The 15119-nt window shown below is 69.6% G+C and carries 13 protein-coding genes; 3 read left to right on the top strand and 10 right to left on the bottom strand.

Annotated elements, in window-relative coordinates; translation table 11 throughout:
* Nucleotides 1-31: 31 nt before the first annotated feature.
* From ABD732_RS05955 to ABD732_RS05935, 5 genes are all read right to left on the bottom strand, one after another.
* Complete coding sequence (locus ABD732_RS05955; protein WP_344781606.1) at nt 32-889, bottom strand: MIP/aquaporin family protein; 858 nt, start codon at nt 887-889, stop codon at nt 32-34.
* Nucleotides 890-907: 18 nt separating this feature from the next.
* Nucleotides 908-2362 carry a class II fumarate hydratase gene (locus ABD732_RS05950; protein ID WP_344781604.1) on the bottom strand — a complete coding sequence of 485 codons (1455 nt, stop codon included), beginning with the start codon at nt 2360-2362 and terminating at the stop codon, nt 908-910.
* A gap of 213 nt (nt 2363-2575) precedes the next feature.
* Nucleotides 2576-4300 (bottom strand): formate-dependent phosphoribosylglycinamide formyltransferase, encoded by a 1725-nt coding sequence (gene purT, locus ABD732_RS05945; RefSeq protein WP_344781602.1) that lies wholly within the window; start codon nt 4298-4300, stop codon nt 2576-2578.
* A gap of 19 nt (nt 4301-4319) precedes the next feature.
* Nucleotides 4320-5894, bottom strand: coding sequence for an adenylate/guanylate cyclase domain-containing protein (locus ABD732_RS05940; RefSeq protein ID WP_344781600.1), 1575 nt, complete (start codon nt 5892-5894; stop codon nt 4320-4322).
* Nucleotides 5895-5901: 7 nt separating this feature from the next.
* Nucleotides 5902-7188, bottom strand: a complete 1287-nt coding sequence (locus ABD732_RS05935; RefSeq protein ID WP_344781598.1) for an adenylosuccinate synthase — start codon at nt 7186-7188, stop codon at nt 5902-5904.
* 63 nt (nt 7189-7251) lie between these two features.
* On the opposite strand from ABD732_RS05935, the gene ABD732_RS05930 reads away from it, so the two are divergent.
* Both ABD732_RS05930 and ABD732_RS05925 read left to right on the top strand, forming a co-directional pair.
* Nucleotides 7252-7884, top strand: coding sequence for a hypothetical protein (locus ABD732_RS05930; RefSeq protein ID WP_344781596.1), 633 nt, complete (start codon nt 7252-7254; stop codon nt 7882-7884).
* The gene (locus ABD732_RS05925) at nt 7881-8675 is read left to right on the top strand and encodes a site-2 protease family protein (protein ID WP_344781594.1); all 795 of its coding nucleotides are present in this window, start codon (nt 7881-7883) and stop codon (nt 8673-8675) included. The genes ABD732_RS05930 and ABD732_RS05925 overlap by 4 nt, the downstream gene beginning before the upstream one ends.
* Before the next feature lie 25 nt (nt 8676-8700).
* Here the strand turns inward: ABD732_RS05925 and ABD732_RS05920 are convergent, their stop codons facing one another.
* The 4 genes from ABD732_RS05920 to ABD732_RS05905 all read right to left on the bottom strand — a co-directional run bounded on the left by ABD732_RS05920 (nt 8701) and on the right by ABD732_RS05905 (nt 12287).
* Nucleotides 8701-9513 (bottom strand): polysaccharide deacetylase family protein, encoded by an 813-nt coding sequence (locus ABD732_RS05920; RefSeq protein WP_344781591.1) that lies wholly within the window; start codon nt 9511-9513, stop codon nt 8701-8703.
* A 55-nt stretch (nt 9514-9568) separates the two neighbouring features.
* Nucleotides 9569-10507, bottom strand: coding sequence for a cation diffusion facilitator family transporter (locus ABD732_RS05915; protein WP_344781589.1), 939 nt, complete (start codon nt 10505-10507; stop codon nt 9569-9571).
* A gap of 178 nt (nt 10508-10685) precedes the next feature.
* Nucleotides 10686-11834: an FUSC family protein gene (locus ABD732_RS05910; protein WP_344781587.1), complete on the bottom strand. Its 1149-nt coding sequence runs from the start codon at nt 11832-11834 to the stop codon at nt 10686-10688.
* Nucleotides 11835-11846: 12 nt separating this feature from the next.
* A complete protein-coding gene (locus ABD732_RS05905) occupies nt 11847-12287 on the bottom strand; it encodes a DUF3151 domain-containing protein (RefSeq protein WP_344781585.1) in 441 nt (146 codons plus the stop codon).
* A 127-nt stretch (nt 12288-12414) separates the two neighbouring features.
* On the opposite strand from ABD732_RS05905, the gene ABD732_RS05900 reads away from it, so the two are divergent.
* Nucleotides 12415-13866, top strand: coding sequence for an Rv0361 family membrane protein (locus tag ABD732_RS05900; RefSeq protein ID WP_344781583.1), 1452 nt, complete (start codon nt 12415-12417; stop codon nt 13864-13866).
* 72 nt (nt 13867-13938) lie between these two features.
* Here the strand turns inward: ABD732_RS05900 and fbaA are convergent, their stop codons facing one another.
* Complete coding sequence (gene fbaA / locus ABD732_RS05895) at nt 13939-14973, bottom strand: class II fructose-bisphosphate aldolase (RefSeq protein WP_344781582.1); 1035 nt, start codon at nt 14971-14973, stop codon at nt 13939-13941.
* Between the last annotated feature and the right edge of the window lie 146 nt (nt 14974-15119).

Here is a 15119-nt window from a genome sequence, read left to right as displayed (position 1 = left end):
GCCGGCGGGCTCTGCGGACCGACGCCGCGGGCTAGGTGCGCGTGCGCGGTGTTCCCATCGCGGCGTTGGCCTCCTGGGCCTTCGCCGGTCCGCGCAGCACGTAGCCGATCGCGACGGCGACCAGGGCGCCGATCACGCCACCGACCAGGTACACCCACCAGGTGGACAGGTCGCCGCGCGCGACGTCGGGACCGAACGCACGGGCCGGGTTCATCGCCGCCCCTTCGAACGGACCGCCCATCGTGCCCCAGGCCATGACGTAGGCGCCGACGGCGAGCGGCACGTACGCGCCGTTGAGCTTCGGACCGTCCGCCATGAGCAGGATCATCAGGACCAGCCCGCCGCCGATCATCGCCTCGAAGACCATGGACTGCCATTCCTGGCCGGGCGGCGGAATGGTGGCCGCCAGATTGCTGTCGGCCCCGAAGAAGGCACGCGCGATCAGCGAGCCGCTGGCCGCAGCGGTGAACTGCACCGCCCAGTAGCACAGCATCATCACCCAGCCCATGTCCCCGCGCAGGGTGAACGCGAAGGTCATCGCCGGATTGAAGTGGGCGGAGATGTCACCGAGCATGTAGACGGCCACCACCAGCCACAGCGCCGACACCGTGGACAGCACGAACGCCGCCTGCCAGGCGTGCAGGTGCTCGCCGCCGTACTGAGCCAGGATCCCGGCTCCGCCCGACAGGATGAAGGTGAGCCCGAACATGCCGATGAACTCGGCGAGGAGGCGCCGGGCCCGATGGTCCGGATTGGTCCAGTCTGCGAACGCGCGCTGACCTCCGACGGAGGCGATCAGCGCCGATTCTCCCGTCAGCATCCGGCTGCCGACGCCCGGTGAGCCGTCAGCAGGATCGTCAGCGGCATTCTGTGCGTTGTCCGTCGACACGTTCTTCGCTCCTTCTGGTCAGGCCGACGCCATCCCCGGCTTGGTCAGAGCCAGGGGGTTCACGACACGATCGAACAGTTCCTCGGTGACGCCGTTCGCCAGGGCAGCTTCCTTGAGCGTCTTGTCGTGCGCGATGGCGTAGTACGCGATCGCCGCGGACTTGTCGTAGCCGATGACGGGCGAGAGCGCGGTCACCATCATCACCGAGCGCTCGATGTTCTCGTTCAGCTTGTCCTCGTTCACCTTGGTGCCGACCACCATGAACTCGCGGAAGTGGTCGCACATGTCGCCCAGGATCCGGGCCGAATGCAGGTAGTTGTTGATCAGCACCGGCCGGAAGGCGTTGAGCTCGAAGTTGCCTTCGGCACCGCCGATCGTCACCGCCACGTCGGACGAGATCACCTGGATGCAGACCATCAGCATGGCTTCGGCCTGCGTGGGGTTGATCTTGCCCGGCATGATCGACGAGCCGGGCTCGTTGGCCGGGAAGGTGAGCTCCCCGAGCCCGGTGCGCGGACCCGATCCGAGCCACCGGAAGTCGTTGGCGATCTTGTACAGCGTGACGGCCGCGGCCTTCAGTCCGCCGTGTGCGCGCACCAGCCGGTCGAGGGTGCCCTGAGCGGTGAACTTGTTGTCCGCGGTCTCGAAGGGCAGCCCGGTGAGCGCGGCGACCGTCGCGGCGACCTCGTCGCCGAAGCCCAGCGGAGAGTTCAGCCCGGTGCCGACCGCGGTGCCGCCCATCGCCAGCTTCAGCAGGCCGTGCGTGGCGTGCTCGACCTCGGCGATGGCGTCGTCGAGCGCGCCGACGTAACCGGACCACTCCTGGCCGACCGTCAGCGGCGTCGCGTCCTCGAGATGGGTGCGGCCGATCTTGACGATGTGGTCCCAGTCGCGTGACTTCTGCTCGAGGGCATCACGCAGCTTCCGCATCGCCGGCACCGTCTTGCCGATCGCCATCATGTAGGCCGCGATGTGCATGGCGGACGGGAACGTGTCGTTGCTCGACTGGCTCATGTTGACGTGGTCGTTGGGGTGGATCGGCGTCTGCGATCCGAGCGTCCCGCCGACCAGTTGGATGCAGCGGTTCGAGATCACCTCGTTGACGTTCATGTTCGATTGGGTGCCCGAACCGGTCTGCCACACGTACAGCGGGAAATCCTCGTCGAGTTCGCCGCCGATGACCTCGTCGCAGACCTGCTCGATGAGCTTGCCCTTCCACTCCGGCAGCCGGCCGGCCTTGGCGTTCACGATCGCCGCGGCCTTCTTCACGTAGCCGTAGGCGTGGTACACCTCCTTGGGCATCCGGTCGTCGCCGATGTTGAAGTGCTCGAGGCTGCGCTGCGTCTGCGCGCCCCAGTACCTGTCGGCCGGCACCTGCACCTTGCCCAGGCTGTCGAACTCCTCGCGCTCTCCGGTCGTATCGAGGCCGATCGGCAGATCCAGGATCTTCGGGGCGGTCGAATCGTCGGTCATCTGCTGCTCCTCTGCGAACCGACATGCCTTCCCGGTCACGTCGTTCACCATCGGTCCACGCTGCTGCGGAACTGCAGTCAGCCAGCGGTCACCGTATGCCGAGAACGGCACCGCCCGGACGGAACGGCGAACGGCGTCTCTCTCGACACGCTTTCAGGCACAGATTGAAGGTCGATGCTCGATTCAGCACGCATCGACGCCGAGCAGAACCGGTCAGGGCTGCGGGGGCGGCGGCCCGGCCGGCCGCTGACCGCCCGGCCCCGACGGCCCCGCGGGACCACGCGGCGGCACGTTCGGCGGCGGGCCCTGCGGCGGCCGCGGCGCACCGGGCGGCATCGGCGGGCGCGGAGCTCCCGGTCCGGGTGCGGCGGGGGCCATCGGCCCCGGACCGCGTTGCGGCGGCCGCGGGGCGCCGGGCGGCACGGGGGCGCCCGAACGAGCCCCCGGGGCATGGGCCCCGTGCGGACGGCCCGGGACACCGCCGGCCGGTCCGCGCGGCGGCTGGGCCGGGTAGCGTTCGGTCGCCGCCTCGGCGGCGGATCCTTCGGTACCCGATCCCGCTGCGGCGGAGTCCTCGACGGCTCCTGCCGGAGTCTCCGGAACGTCCTCGCCGGCGGCCAGCGGTATCACTCGCTCGGCGGCCGTGCTCGCCCGCCGGCGCGCCTGGTCGGTGTCTGCGCCGGTGGCCACCGCGACGCCCATGCGGCGCTTGGCGAAACTCTCCGGCTTGCCGAACAGTCGCAGATCCACCTGCGGATCGGCCAGCGCCTGCGCGACCCCGGCGAACCGGATGGCCGGCTCCTCGTGCCGTCCGTAGATCACCGCGGAGGCCCCCGGGGACACCAGTTCGGTGTCGACCGGCAGCCCCAGGACCGCGCGGGCGTGCAACTCGAATTCCGAGAGTCGCTGGGTGGCCAGCGTGACCAGCCCGGTGTCGTGCGGCCGCGGGCTCACCTCGGAGAAGAACACCTCGTCGCCCTTGACGAACAGTTCGACGCCGAAGATCCCCCGGCCGCTGAACGGCCGCCCGTCGGCGGCCATCGCGCCGGCGATCCGGGCGGCGATGGAACACGCCGTGCCGTAAGCAATCTCGCTCATCGGCTGCGGCTGCCAGCTCTCCACGTAGTCGCCGCCGGACTGCCGGTGCCCGATCGGTTCACAGAAGTAGGTGGCCAGTTCACCGGTCGCCGGGTCCACGGCGCGCACGGTCAGCAGCGTCACCTCGTAGTCGAAGTCGACGAACCGTTCCACGATCACCCGGGTCGAACTCACCCGGCCACCGGTCATCGCGGTCTCCCACGACGCCGCGACGTCGGCATCGCTGCGCATCACCGACTGGCCCTTGCCCGACGACGACATCACCGGCTTCACCACGCACGGATAGCCGACGCGGTAGGCGGCGGCGCGCAGCTCGGACTCCGAGTCGGCGAACAGGTACGCCGAGGTCGGCAGCCCCAGCTCCTCGTCCGCCATCCGGCGGATTCCCTCCCGGTCGAGCGTCAGCGAGACGCCCTTGGCGCTGGGGATCACCTCGGCGAGGCCCTCGTTCTCCACCTGGACCAGTGCGTCGGTGGCGATGGCCTCGATCTCCGGCAGCACGAAGTGCGGGCGGTGCTCGTCGATCACGGCCCGGACCGCGGCCGGGTCCATCATGTCGATCACCTCGGCCTTGTGCGCCACCTGGTGGGCGGGGGCGTCGGCGTACCGGTCGACCGCGATCACCTCCACCCCGAGCCGCTGCAGCGCGATGGTGACCTCTTTGCCGAGCTCACCGGAACCGAGCAGCAGCACCTTCACCGCGGTCGGCGACAACGGTGTGCCGAACACCCGGACGGGCCCACCGGGCGCGGGGGCGCCTGCGGCCGGGGGCTCGGCGGCTGGTCGGTCGGCCGACGGGGCGGCCTGCGACGGGGCGTCGGAATCGTGGGGCGACGTCATACCCGCAGTCTACGGGGACTCAGCCGCCGGTCCGCGGCGACGGGACGTTCGGCCGGAGCCGCGGCACGTACAGTTCGGTCGGCTCGCTGCGTCCGCGCAGCACCACCGACTCCACCGGCTTCCACCGGGTGCGTTCGGACGCATCGGCGGCCTCGACCACCCGCTGCGACGCCCACGGCACCTGCAGGTCCTGCTTGGCGATCTCGGAGATCCGGGCACTCTCGTTCACCGGGTCGCCGATCACCGTGTACTCGAAGCGCTGGATCGCGCCGACGTTGCCGGCCACCACGGGCCCGTAGCTCACCCCGAGCCCGGCCTGCAGGTCGGGCACGTCCGCCCGCAGCCGCTGGGTGATCTCCCGCGCGGCGCGCAGCGCCGAACCTGCCGGGTCGGCGATGGCCAGCGGCGCACCGAAGATCGACAGCACGGCGTCGCCCTCGAACTTGTTCACCAGGCCCTCGTGGCGTTCGGTGGCCTCCACGACGACGCCGAAGAACCGGTTGAGCAGGTCCACCACCTCGGTCGGCGTCCGGCGGGTGGCCAGTTCCGTGGAACCGACGACGTCGACGAAGACCACCGCCACCACGCGTTCGGCGCCGCCGAGTTCTGGATCGCCCAGCATCGCGGCGGCGGCCACGTCGCGGCCGACATGCCGGCTGAAGATGTCGCGCAGGCGTTCCTGCTCGCGCAGGCCCGAGACCATGTTGTTGAAGCCGAGCTGCAGCTCGCCCAGTTCGGAGGCGTCGTACACCACCAGATCGGTGTCGGCGCCGACGTCTCCGGCACGCACGCGCGACATGCCCGACCGAACGCTCTGGATGGGGCCGGTGACGCTCCATGCGAACAGGATCACCGACAGCAGACCGACACCGGTCGCGACGGCCGTCAGCACCGTGACCGCGACGAAGACGTTCATCTTGGAGGTGTCCGGGGAGAACGTACTGAAGAACACCACCAGGAAGATGCCGACCAGCGGAACGCCGGTGCCCACCAGCCAGGCGGAGATCGATCGCGAGCGCACCGACGAGCCCCGCCAGCCCAGCCCGGCCTGCAGGATCCGTGCCGAGACCGGGCGCAGCATGATGTCGGCGAGCAGGTTCGAGATGGCGACCACCACCAGGCCGCTCATCACCAGGATCAGCACGGCCTTGGCCACCAGGTCCGCGTCGACCACTCCGTACAGGGTGCCCAGCAGCGCTGCGGCGCCGAGCCACAGGACGAACTGCAGAAGCACGAGGCGCCGGCGGGCGCGCAACGTCCGCTTCACGTCGGCACGGGTGGGGATCTGCTCGTTGATCGACCATTTGAGACCACGGGTCATCAGGACGGTACCGACGCTCACCCCGACGATGAGCGCGACGACCGCGTACACCGGAGCCGCCACGAAGTTGACGAGTGCCAGGTCGCTCCGCAGGAACGTCGGCTCGGGGATACCGATCACGCCCAGCGTGGCCGCGATCAGAATGCCGATGATGTTCGCGACGACGATCGCCCCGGTCAGCAGCACCTGGACGCGGACGCGCAGCCGGCGGCCGCTCTCGTCCGCGGAGCCGAGCAGGATCGAGCCGTAGTCCCGGCTGATCCGCGGTGACACGAGATCCTTAGACGAGCTCGCGGCGCACGATCGTCTGATCGCGCCCCGGTCCGACGCCGATGCACGAGATGTACGCGCCGGACAGGTCTTCGAGCCGCAGGATGTAGTCCTGCGCGTTCTTGGGCAGCTCCTCGAAGGTGCGGCAGCCGGAGATGTCCTCCGACCAGCCGGGCATGCTCTCGTAGATCGGCTTCGCGTGGTGGAACCCGGTCTGCGTCATCGGCATGTCGTCCAGCCGCTCGCCGTCGACCTCGTAGGCCACGCAGATCGGAATCTCCTCCAGCGAGGACAGCACGTCCAGCTTGGTGAGGAAGTAGTCGGTAATGCCGTTGACGCGGGTGGCGTAGCGGGCGATGACGGCGTCGAACCAGCCGCAGCGGCGGGCGCGTCCGGTGGTGACGCCCACCTCGCCGCCGGTGACGGCCAGGTATTCGCCCCACTCGTCGAAGAGCTCGGTCGGGAACGGTCCCTCGCCGACACGGGTGGTGTAGGCCTTCAGGATGCCGAGCACGGTGGTGATCTTGTTCGGGCCGATGCCCGCGCCCACCGCTGCCCCGCCGGCCGTCGGATTGGACGACGTCACGTACGGGTAGGTGCCGTGGTCGACGTCGAGCAGGGTGCCCTGGCTGCCTTCGAGCAGAACGGTCTCGCCCCGCTCGAGCGCCTGGTTCAGCAGCAGACGGCTGTCGGCGATGCGGTGCTTGAAGCCTTCGGCCAGCTCCAGGGTCTCGTCGACCACCTGCTGCGGGTCCAGGCCCTTGCGGTTGTAGATCTTGGTGAGGATCTGATTCTTGATCTCCAGGGCCGCTTCGACCTTCTGGGTCAGGATCTTCTCGTCGAGCACGTCGGCGACGCGCACGCCGACGCGCGCGATCTTGTCCTGGTAGCAGGGCCCGATGCCGCGGCCGGTGGTGCCGATCTTGCTGTTGCCCAGGAACCGTTCGGTCACCTTGTCGATGGCCACGTGGTACGGCATCAGCAGGTGGGCGTCGGCCGAGATCAGCAGACCCGAGGTGTCCACGCCGCGTTCTTCGAGGCCCTTGAGTTCGGACAGCAGCACCGACGGGTCGATCACCACGCCGTTGCCGATCACGTTGTTGACCCCCGGGGTGAGGATGCCCGACGGGATCAGATGGAGAGCGAAGGACTCCCCGTTCGGCAGGACGACGGTGTGTCCGGCGTTGTTGCCGCCCTGGTACCGGACCACCCACTGCAGCTTTCCGCCCAGTAGATCGGTCGCCTTGCCCTTGCCTTCGTCGCCCCACTGGGCACCGATCAGCACAATCGCAGCCATGTCAGGTGCTCCTCCTGTTCGCGCACAACCCTACTGGGTGCGCCACGCAGATACGCTATTGGCGTGGTATCGACCGAGATCGTCCCGCCGCCTCCGGGCGCCGAAGCCGCCGCCCTGTCCCGGGCGGTCACCGCTGCGCTCGCCGACCCGGCGATCACCCGGCTCATCGTCGTCCCGCCCGCCGGGGGTGCTCACCCGGACGTCGCCCTGTCGAATGTGGCCGGCGTGCTGATGCGCCACGAACGCCTCGACGTGGAGATCGCCTACGTGGCGCCGGTGGCGACCCCGGCCACCCGGGCGTACGGGCTGCCGCACGGGGCGGCCGCCCGCGACCTCGCCGACCACGGTGCGGCACAGGAGATTCCACTCATCCGCGACGACGCCGCCACCGTCCTGGTCGGCAGCGCACGGCACCTCGGGACCGACGGCGCCAAACTGCACGGCGAGACCTATGTCGACTCCGAGCGGCTGATGGACGGCGACGTCCGCGGTGTCCTGATCGAGCCGCTGACCGAAGCGCCGGGGGTCCGCGCGCGGGTGCAGCGCCTGCGCCCGGGCGGCTGGCTCAGCGGCCGCGCGGTCCAGACCGGCGGCACCAACCTGGTCGTGGAACGCGAAGGCGTCCTCACCCCGCGCGTGGTGAAACGGTCCACCTTCTACCGGCATCACATCGACTGGAGACTGGTCCGCCCGTGAACCCCACCCCCACCACGACGGCACTGCGCTCGGTGCGGCCGGGCCTGGTCTTCCTCGGACTGGTCGTCGCCGCGGCGGCCGGCGGGGTTCTGCTGTGGCAGAGCGATTTCGGCCGATCGACGACGGCGATCATCGGCATGTGGCTGCTCATCCTGGGCGGCTGGATGATCTCCCTCTGCCTGCACGAGTTCGCGCACGCCTTCACCGCCTTCCGCTACGGCGACCGCTCCACCGAGATGCGCGGCTATCTCACGCTGGATCCACGCAAGTACACCCATCCGGCCCTGTCGATCGGGCTGCCGATGCTGATCATCGTGCTCGGCGGTATCGGCTTTCCCGGCGGCGCGGTCTACCTGAACACCTCCGGGATGACCCGCGGCCAGCGCACCCGGGTCAGCCTCGCCGGTCCGGCGACCAACCTGGTGCTCGGTGTGGTGCTGCTGGTGATCGTCGGCCTGATCCCGCTGACCACCCAGAACGGCAACCTGCTGGCCGGGCTCACCATGCTGGCCTTCCTGCAGATCACGGCCACCGTGCTGAACCTGATTCCGATGCCCGGCTTCGACGGGTACGGCGCGATCGAGCCGTACCTGTCGCACCAGACGCGCGCCAGTGCCGCGAAGGTGGCGCCCTACGGCTTCCTGCTGGTCTTCGCACTGCTGTTCATCCCGGTGCTCAACCGGGCCTTCTTCGACCTCATCTACTCGATCATCGAGGTCTTCGGCGTGCCGGCGGGACTGGTGACCGAGGGATGGCGGCTGTTCCTGTTCTGGAACGGCCTGGGCCTGTAGCCCGCCCGGCGCCGCCGGGCGCTCCTCACGCCTGGAAGTAGTCGTTCAGGGTCACCATCTGCAGGCGGCGGTGGGCGATGATCTCGGTGAAGCGGCCGTAGACGTGCGTGACGGGCTCGTGGTTGGCGTGACCGATGACCAGCCGCTGCGGCCGGAAGTATTTGCGGGCGGCACCGATCAGGAACTTCTGGGTCACCAGCCCGGAGTCGGAGAGCGAGCCGTCCCAGAGGGTGGGCATGGTGTAGCCGAGGTCGGCGGCGACCTTGTCGACCAGCGCGTTCCGGTAGCCGAACGGCGGCCGGTAGTACGGGGTGCCGTCCACGCCGTACTCGTTGCGCAGGAAACGTTTGGTGCGGCGCAGTTCGTCGGCCACACCGCGCGCGGTCAGCGACGTCAGGTCGGCGTGCGTCCAGCTGTGATTGCCCAGTTGCACCTGCCCGGACTCCACCAGCGGGCGCAGGACGGCGCGGTTCTCCCGCCACGCATCGAACTGGCCGGTGACGAAGAAGGTGAAGCGGGCGCCGGAGTCCACCGCCCACTTCGCGTACGCGCCGACCACGGCCGAGCTGGCCCCGTCGTCCACGGTGAGGGCCAGTGCGCGGCCCTTGCCGGGCAGGTCGGTGATCGGCTGATCGGGCAGTGCCACTTTGCGGTCGGGCAGCGGCCCGTCGAGCCGGCGCCCCGGCTCGGCGTCCGGACGCGGCCGAAGCGATCCCGGCTGCGGCGATCCCGGCGGGGACGTCGCCGACCGGGGCTCGCCCTCTACCGGTGCGGCGCAGGCGGTGACCAATTGCGCCCCGCCCACGGCCAGTAATGCCAGGAATGTCCTTCTCTCCACCGGCAGGAGTTTATCCTCCCGCGCAGGTGAGCCGGGTGCGCCACGCGGCGGGCCGTCACCAGGTGAGCTTCTCGCAGCACTCCCCGTCGCCGGCTCCCGGATCCACCTGCACGGTGGCGTGCTCCAGTCCGTGCGCGGTGAGCACGGCGCGGGTGTCGGCCAGGACGCGCGCATAGTCGCCGCGGCTGGCCACGTGCACGGTGGCCACGTCCATTCCGGTGGTGACCGACCACACGTGCAGGTCGTGCACGTCGGTCACCCCGGGGACCTGCGCCAGCTCGTCACGCAGGGCCGGGACGTCGACGTGGTCCGGCGCCTGCTGATTGAGGATCTTCAGTGCGTCGCTCGCCAGTCGCACCGCACGCGGCACCACCCAGACGGCGATGGCCACGGCCACCACCACATCGGCGTAGCGCCAGCCGGTCGTCATGGTGACCACGCCGGCCACCAGCACCCCGACGCTGCCGACCGCATCGGCGAGCACCTCCAGGTAGGCCCCGCGCACGGCGATCGAGCCCTTCGCATCGGCGCGCAGCAGCAGCATCACCACCACGTTCACCGCCAGGCCGATCACGGCCACGATCACCAGGGTCGCGCCCGGCACCTCCGGGGCCTCACCGCCGATCCGCTTGACCGCCTCGTACAGGACGAAGACGCCCACGCCGATCAGCAGCGCCGCATTGAGCACCGCGGTGAAGACCTCGGCCCGGAACCAGCCGAAGCTGCGCGAGTCGGTGATCTTCCCGTGCCGGGCGAGCAGCAGCGCCGACAAGCCCATCGAAACCGCGACCACATCGGTCAGCATGTGCCCGGCGTCGGCGATCAGCGCGAGCGAGTTGATGGCGATGCCGACGGTCAGTTCGACGATGAAGTAGCCGCCGATGAGCACCACACCGAGTGCCATCGGCCAGATCCGCCGCCGCTGGCCGTCGACGGCGAGCTCAGCGGCGCTGGGGCCGTGTGAATGCCCCTCGTGTCCGTGTGATGTGCCCATGACCCGAATGTATGCGTACTCACGCATATATTGCAAGGCCGGCGGTCACAGGCAGCTGCCGCACCGCCCCCGAGCGGTCCGCGCATTGACTTCGGATTTCCACACACTGCCGAGTGCGCATATCCGAAGCGAGTGTGCCCGAAGGCGAAGTCAATGCGCGAACGCGAGCCGGCGGGGCTCAGTCCAGGCGCAGCTGGGCGATGGCGGACTCGCGTTTGAGTCCGGTCACCATCAGCATGTCGACCAGCAGCGAACGCAACTCCACCAGCAGCGCGATCTCGGAGAAGTCACCGCCGCCGTCTTCGATCAGCGCCTCGGTGTCGCGGATCGCCGGCCGCGCCCGCCGCACGATGGTCCGCAGCACGCGTGCGGCATCGGCGCCGTCGGGCGAGCCCTTCGGCGGCGACAGCATCATCTGGCGCAGGATCTCGAAGCCCTCGGGCAGCGCGGCGATCAGGTCCAGGACGGCCGGTTCCACCCGGACTCCGCGTTGCGTGAGTCCGAGGGCGCGCCGCGCGCAGATCCGGAAGTTGCGCATCGCGTTGTCGATGGGTTCACCGGTGGCCGCGATCCGGTGGATCCGCGGCCGCTCGAACCAGTACAGCGGTGAGATCCATCCCACTTCCCGGCCGGCGTTCATGTCCGAGTGCATGGCCTCGATCTGCGACTGGGTGTTACGCGCCTGCGCCAGCACGCGGTACACCCCGTCCTCCTTCTGGGCGCGCAGCGCCGTCTCGAGGTCGCCGGACAGGTCGCGCAGGGTCTCCAGCACCCCCGCCGCGTCCCGCCGCGCGCGATGCGCCGGGTTGAACGGCACCAGTGCACCGATCAGCAGGGCGACGCCGCCGCCGATCATCGCGTCGATCGCCCGCTCGTAGCCAGCGGCATCGCCAGGCGGCAGCAGGGTGGCCACCAGCACCGCGGAGGCCCCGGCCTGGTTGGTCACCATCGGGGCACCGTCGATCACCACCGCGGCCATCATCGCCAGCGCCACCACCACGCTGATCTGCCAGGGACCCGAACCGATCACCGAGATGATCAGATCGCCGACGACGATGCCGATCAGCACGCCGCCGATCAGCTCGATCGATCGGCGCCAGCGTTTGGCCAGCACCAGCCCGAGCGAAGCGACCGCGGCGATCGGCGCGAAGAAGGGGCGCGCGTGGTGCAGCAGGTCGAAGGCGATGAACCAGGCCAGACCGCCGGCGATGGCGCACTGGAGGATCGGGACGGCGGACAGCCCCAGCCGCCGCACCCGCTTGGCGACGGGCCCGGGCAGCCGGTCGATCAGACGCGAGCGCGTCGCCCGGATCCGATCGGTCGTCACGACTGCGGGCTTCTAGTCCAGGCCGAGCTCACCGATGGCGCGCGGATCGCTGTCGTTCAGCAGGTCCAGGCAGCGCAGGTACTCGTCTTCCTCGCCCACCATCTGCGCGGCCCGTGCCAGCGCTCCGACGCAGCGCAAGAAGCCGCGGTTGGGTTCATGGCTCCACGGCACCGGGCCGTAGCCCTTCCAGCCGTGGCGGCGCAGCTGATCGAGCCCGCGGTGGTAGCCGGTGCGCGCGAAGGCGTAGCCCGCGACCTGCCGGCCACGGTCCGGCTCGACGCCGTCGGCGCCTTCGAGCGCGGCCTCGGCCAGATACGCCCAGGCGATGGACGCGGACGGGTACTCCGCGGCCACCGCCGCGGGATCAGCGCCGTTGAGAAGATCGGACTCGGCGTCGTCGTCTCCGGTCAGCAGCGTCGGCGGGGGTCCAAGCAGGTCTCCGAATGAGGTCACCCCGCCATTCAATCACTCCCGAGCGCCCGCCCGCCCCGACCCGGAGGACCGGAGATTCGATAGTCTCTTCGTTGTGCCGTGTATCCCCGGCATCGGAATGCCCCCTCGACCGTAGGAACTGCGCAGTATGCCGAGCCCGGACAACGATAAGACCAGCGCCGTCAAAAAGGTGGTCGACGCCTTCCGCGCACGCCGCGAGGGCGATGCCGAGCCGGCCCCGACCGACCCCGCCGCGCAGACCGACAGCGGGCGGACCGACGCCGGACAGGCCGATTCTGACCAGACCGGGGACGAGACCACCGTCATCAAGATCGAGCCGGGGCAGGCCCCCGGCGGCGGCGATTCCGACTCCCCGACTAAAGCTTTCGCCGTGCCCACCGCCGCTGCCGCCGCCGGAGCAGACACCGAAGAGGTGTCCCTGGATGGCGTGACCGGCGAAGACTCTGCCGCCGAGAGCGATGACAGCGACACCGAGACCGGCGCCACCGAGTCCGAGTCCGACGGCGCCACCGCCGAGGACGAGGCCGGGGACGACGCGGCCGAGACCGACGAGAGCGACGACGAGGCCGACGCCACCGAGTCCGAAGCAACCGAGTCCGAAGACATTGAAGCCGAGGACACCGAAGCCGCCGAGACCGGCGACGCCGCCCCGGCCTCCGAGGAAGGCGCGGCCGGCACCGGTCGTGTCCCTCACGAGACCGTCGTGGAGATCGCCGGCTCGGGTGAGCGTGCCCAGGCCCCGGCCCGCCGCGCGGTGGACGCTGTCGACCCCGACCAGACCGAACGCCCGGCGATCGTCGAACACCCCCTGGAACTGACCGGCGACGAGGCGGCCGCCGCCGACGCGGAGACCGCGGCGTTCGAGGCCGTCGGTGCCGAGGACTCCACCGAGGGCGGAGTCGACTCCACGGCCGATGTGACGCCGACCGAACAGATCGAGGTCCCGACCACCGAGCTGCCCGCTCAGGGAGCCGCCGCGGCGGCCGGTGCGGCTGCAGCAGCCGGGGCCGCCGGCGCTGCCGCCGCCGGAGCCAAGCGTCCCGGGTCCCAGGGGCCCGGCCCCCAGGGGCCCGGTGCGGGTGGCACCGGCCAGGAATGGTCGTCCACTCCGCACCAGCCCGAGGTGATTCCGCCGGCGACGCAGTCGCCCCCCGAGCGCAAGAGCCGCCGCAAACTGCTGTGGGGCGCGCTGCTGGCGGTCGCCGTCGTGGTGGCCGCGCTGCTGATCTGGTTCTTCGTCTTCGCCTCCTCCGATCAGGCCAAGGCCGCCGACGCCGCCGAGAGCTACCAGAAGGCGATGGAGGAAGGCGACCTGGACACCCTGAAGAACATCACCTGCGGTGAGCAGTACGCCTACTACTCCTCGGTGTCGCCCACCGACTTCTCCGCGGCCTACCAGTCACAGAAGGAACGCAACCAGATGATGTCCTTCAAGGACGTCAACGGGGTAGCGGTCGACGGTGACACCGCGCGCGTGGGTGTCGACATCTACAGCACCGGCGATCCGAGTGCCACCACCTCGGCGCAGGTGACCCTGCACAAGATCGACGGCGAGTGGAAGGTCTGCACGCAGCCCTGACCTCCCCGACACAGCAGAACGCCCCCGCCGTCGGCGGGGGCGTTCTGCGTTCGGGCCGGGGCCCTGCGGTCGTCAGGCGCTGATGGACTTGCCGGCCGACTTCAAATCGTTGCAGGCTTCCACGACGCGCTCGCTCATCGCGGCCTCGGCCTTCTTCAAGTAGCTGCGCGGGTCGTAGTCCTTCTTGTTGCCGACCTCGCCGTCGATCTTCAGCACGCCGTCGTACTTGCTCAGCATGTGTCCGGCGACCGGACGGGTGAACGCGTACTGGGTGTCGGTGTCGACGTTCATCTTGATCACGCCGTAGCCGAGCGCCTCTTCGATCTCGCTCTTGGCCGAGCCCGAGCCGCCGTGGAAGACGAAGTCGAAGGGCTTGCTGCCGGCGTCCAGACCCAGCTTGGCGATCGCGGCGCGCTGGCCCTCATCGAGGACGGCGGGCTTCAGCTTCACGTTGCCCGGCTTGTAGACGCCGTGGACATTGCCGAAGGTGGCGGCGAGCAGGTACTTGCCCTTCTCGCCCACGCCCAGCGCGTCGACGGTCTTCTCGAAGTCCTCGACCGAGGTGTACAGCTTGTCGTTGATTTCGGCTTCGACGCCGTCCTCTTCGCCGCCGACGACGCCGATCTCCACCTCGAGGATGATCTTGGCGTTGGAAGCCAGGGTGAGCAGTTCCTGGGCGATCTCCAGGTTCTCGTCGATCGGGACCGCCGAGCCGTCCCACATGTGCGACTGGAACAGCGGATTCTGCCCGTTGTCGACGCGCTCCTGCGAGATCGCGATCAGCGGGCGGACGTAGGTGTCCAGCTTGTCCTTGGGGCAGTGGTCGGTGTGCAGCGCGACGGTGACGTCGTACTTGTCGGCGATCACGTGCGCGAACTCGGCGAGCGCGACGGCCCCGGTGACCATCTCCTTGATGCCCAGGCCGGAGCCGAACTCGGCGCCACCGGTCGAGAACTGGATGATGCCGTCACTGCCGGCATCGGCGAACCCCTTGATCGCGGCGTTGATGGTCTCCGACGAGGTGCAGTTGATGGCCGGGAAGGCGTAGCCGCCTTCCTTGGCCTTGGCGAGCATCTCAGCGTACTTCTCGGGGGTTGCGATAGGCATAGAGTCCTCCAGCGATATGGTCCGCACTCAGGCGTTTTCTTGTCGTCCCCAGTATGCCGGTTACCGCCTGGCGGCGGGCCCGGCCCCCATAGACGGGGGCAAGATCACCCCTCCGGGCACGGACGCTCTCGGCGAATTGCCAGGAT

The organism is Gordonia caeni (assembly GCF_039537105.1).
Taxonomy (GTDB): domain Bacteria; phylum Actinomycetota; class Actinomycetes; order Mycobacteriales; family Mycobacteriaceae; genus Gordonia; species Gordonia caeni.
The sequence above is the reverse complement of the archived record's forward strand: the minus strand, read 5'-3'. Positions and strand labels throughout refer to the sequence as shown.

Bases quoted from the DNA above. Each gene is read 5' to 3' on its own strand.
- fbaA (WP_344781582.1), bottom strand. From the start codon at position 14,973: ATGCCTATCGCAACCCCCGAGAAGTACGCTGAGATGCTCGCCAAGGCC.
- ABD732_RS05915 (WP_344781589.1), bottom strand. From the start codon at position 10,507: ATGGGCACATCACACGGACACGAGGGGCATTCACACGGCCCCAGCGCC.
- purT (WP_344781602.1), bottom strand. From the start codon at position 4,300: ATGACGTCGCCCCACGATTCCGACGCCCCGTCGCAGGCCGCCCCGTCG.
- ABD732_RS05935 (WP_344781598.1), bottom strand. From the start codon at position 7,188: ATGGCTGCGATTGTGCTGATCGGTGCCCAGTGGGGCGACGAAGGCAAG.
- ABD732_RS05950 (WP_344781604.1), bottom strand. From the start codon at position 2,362: ATGACCGACGATTCGACCGCCCCGAAGATCCTGGATCTGCCGATCGGC.
- ABD732_RS05900 (WP_344781583.1), top strand. From the start codon at position 12,415: ATGCCGAGCCCGGACAACGATAAGACCAGCGCCGTCAAAAAGGTGGTC.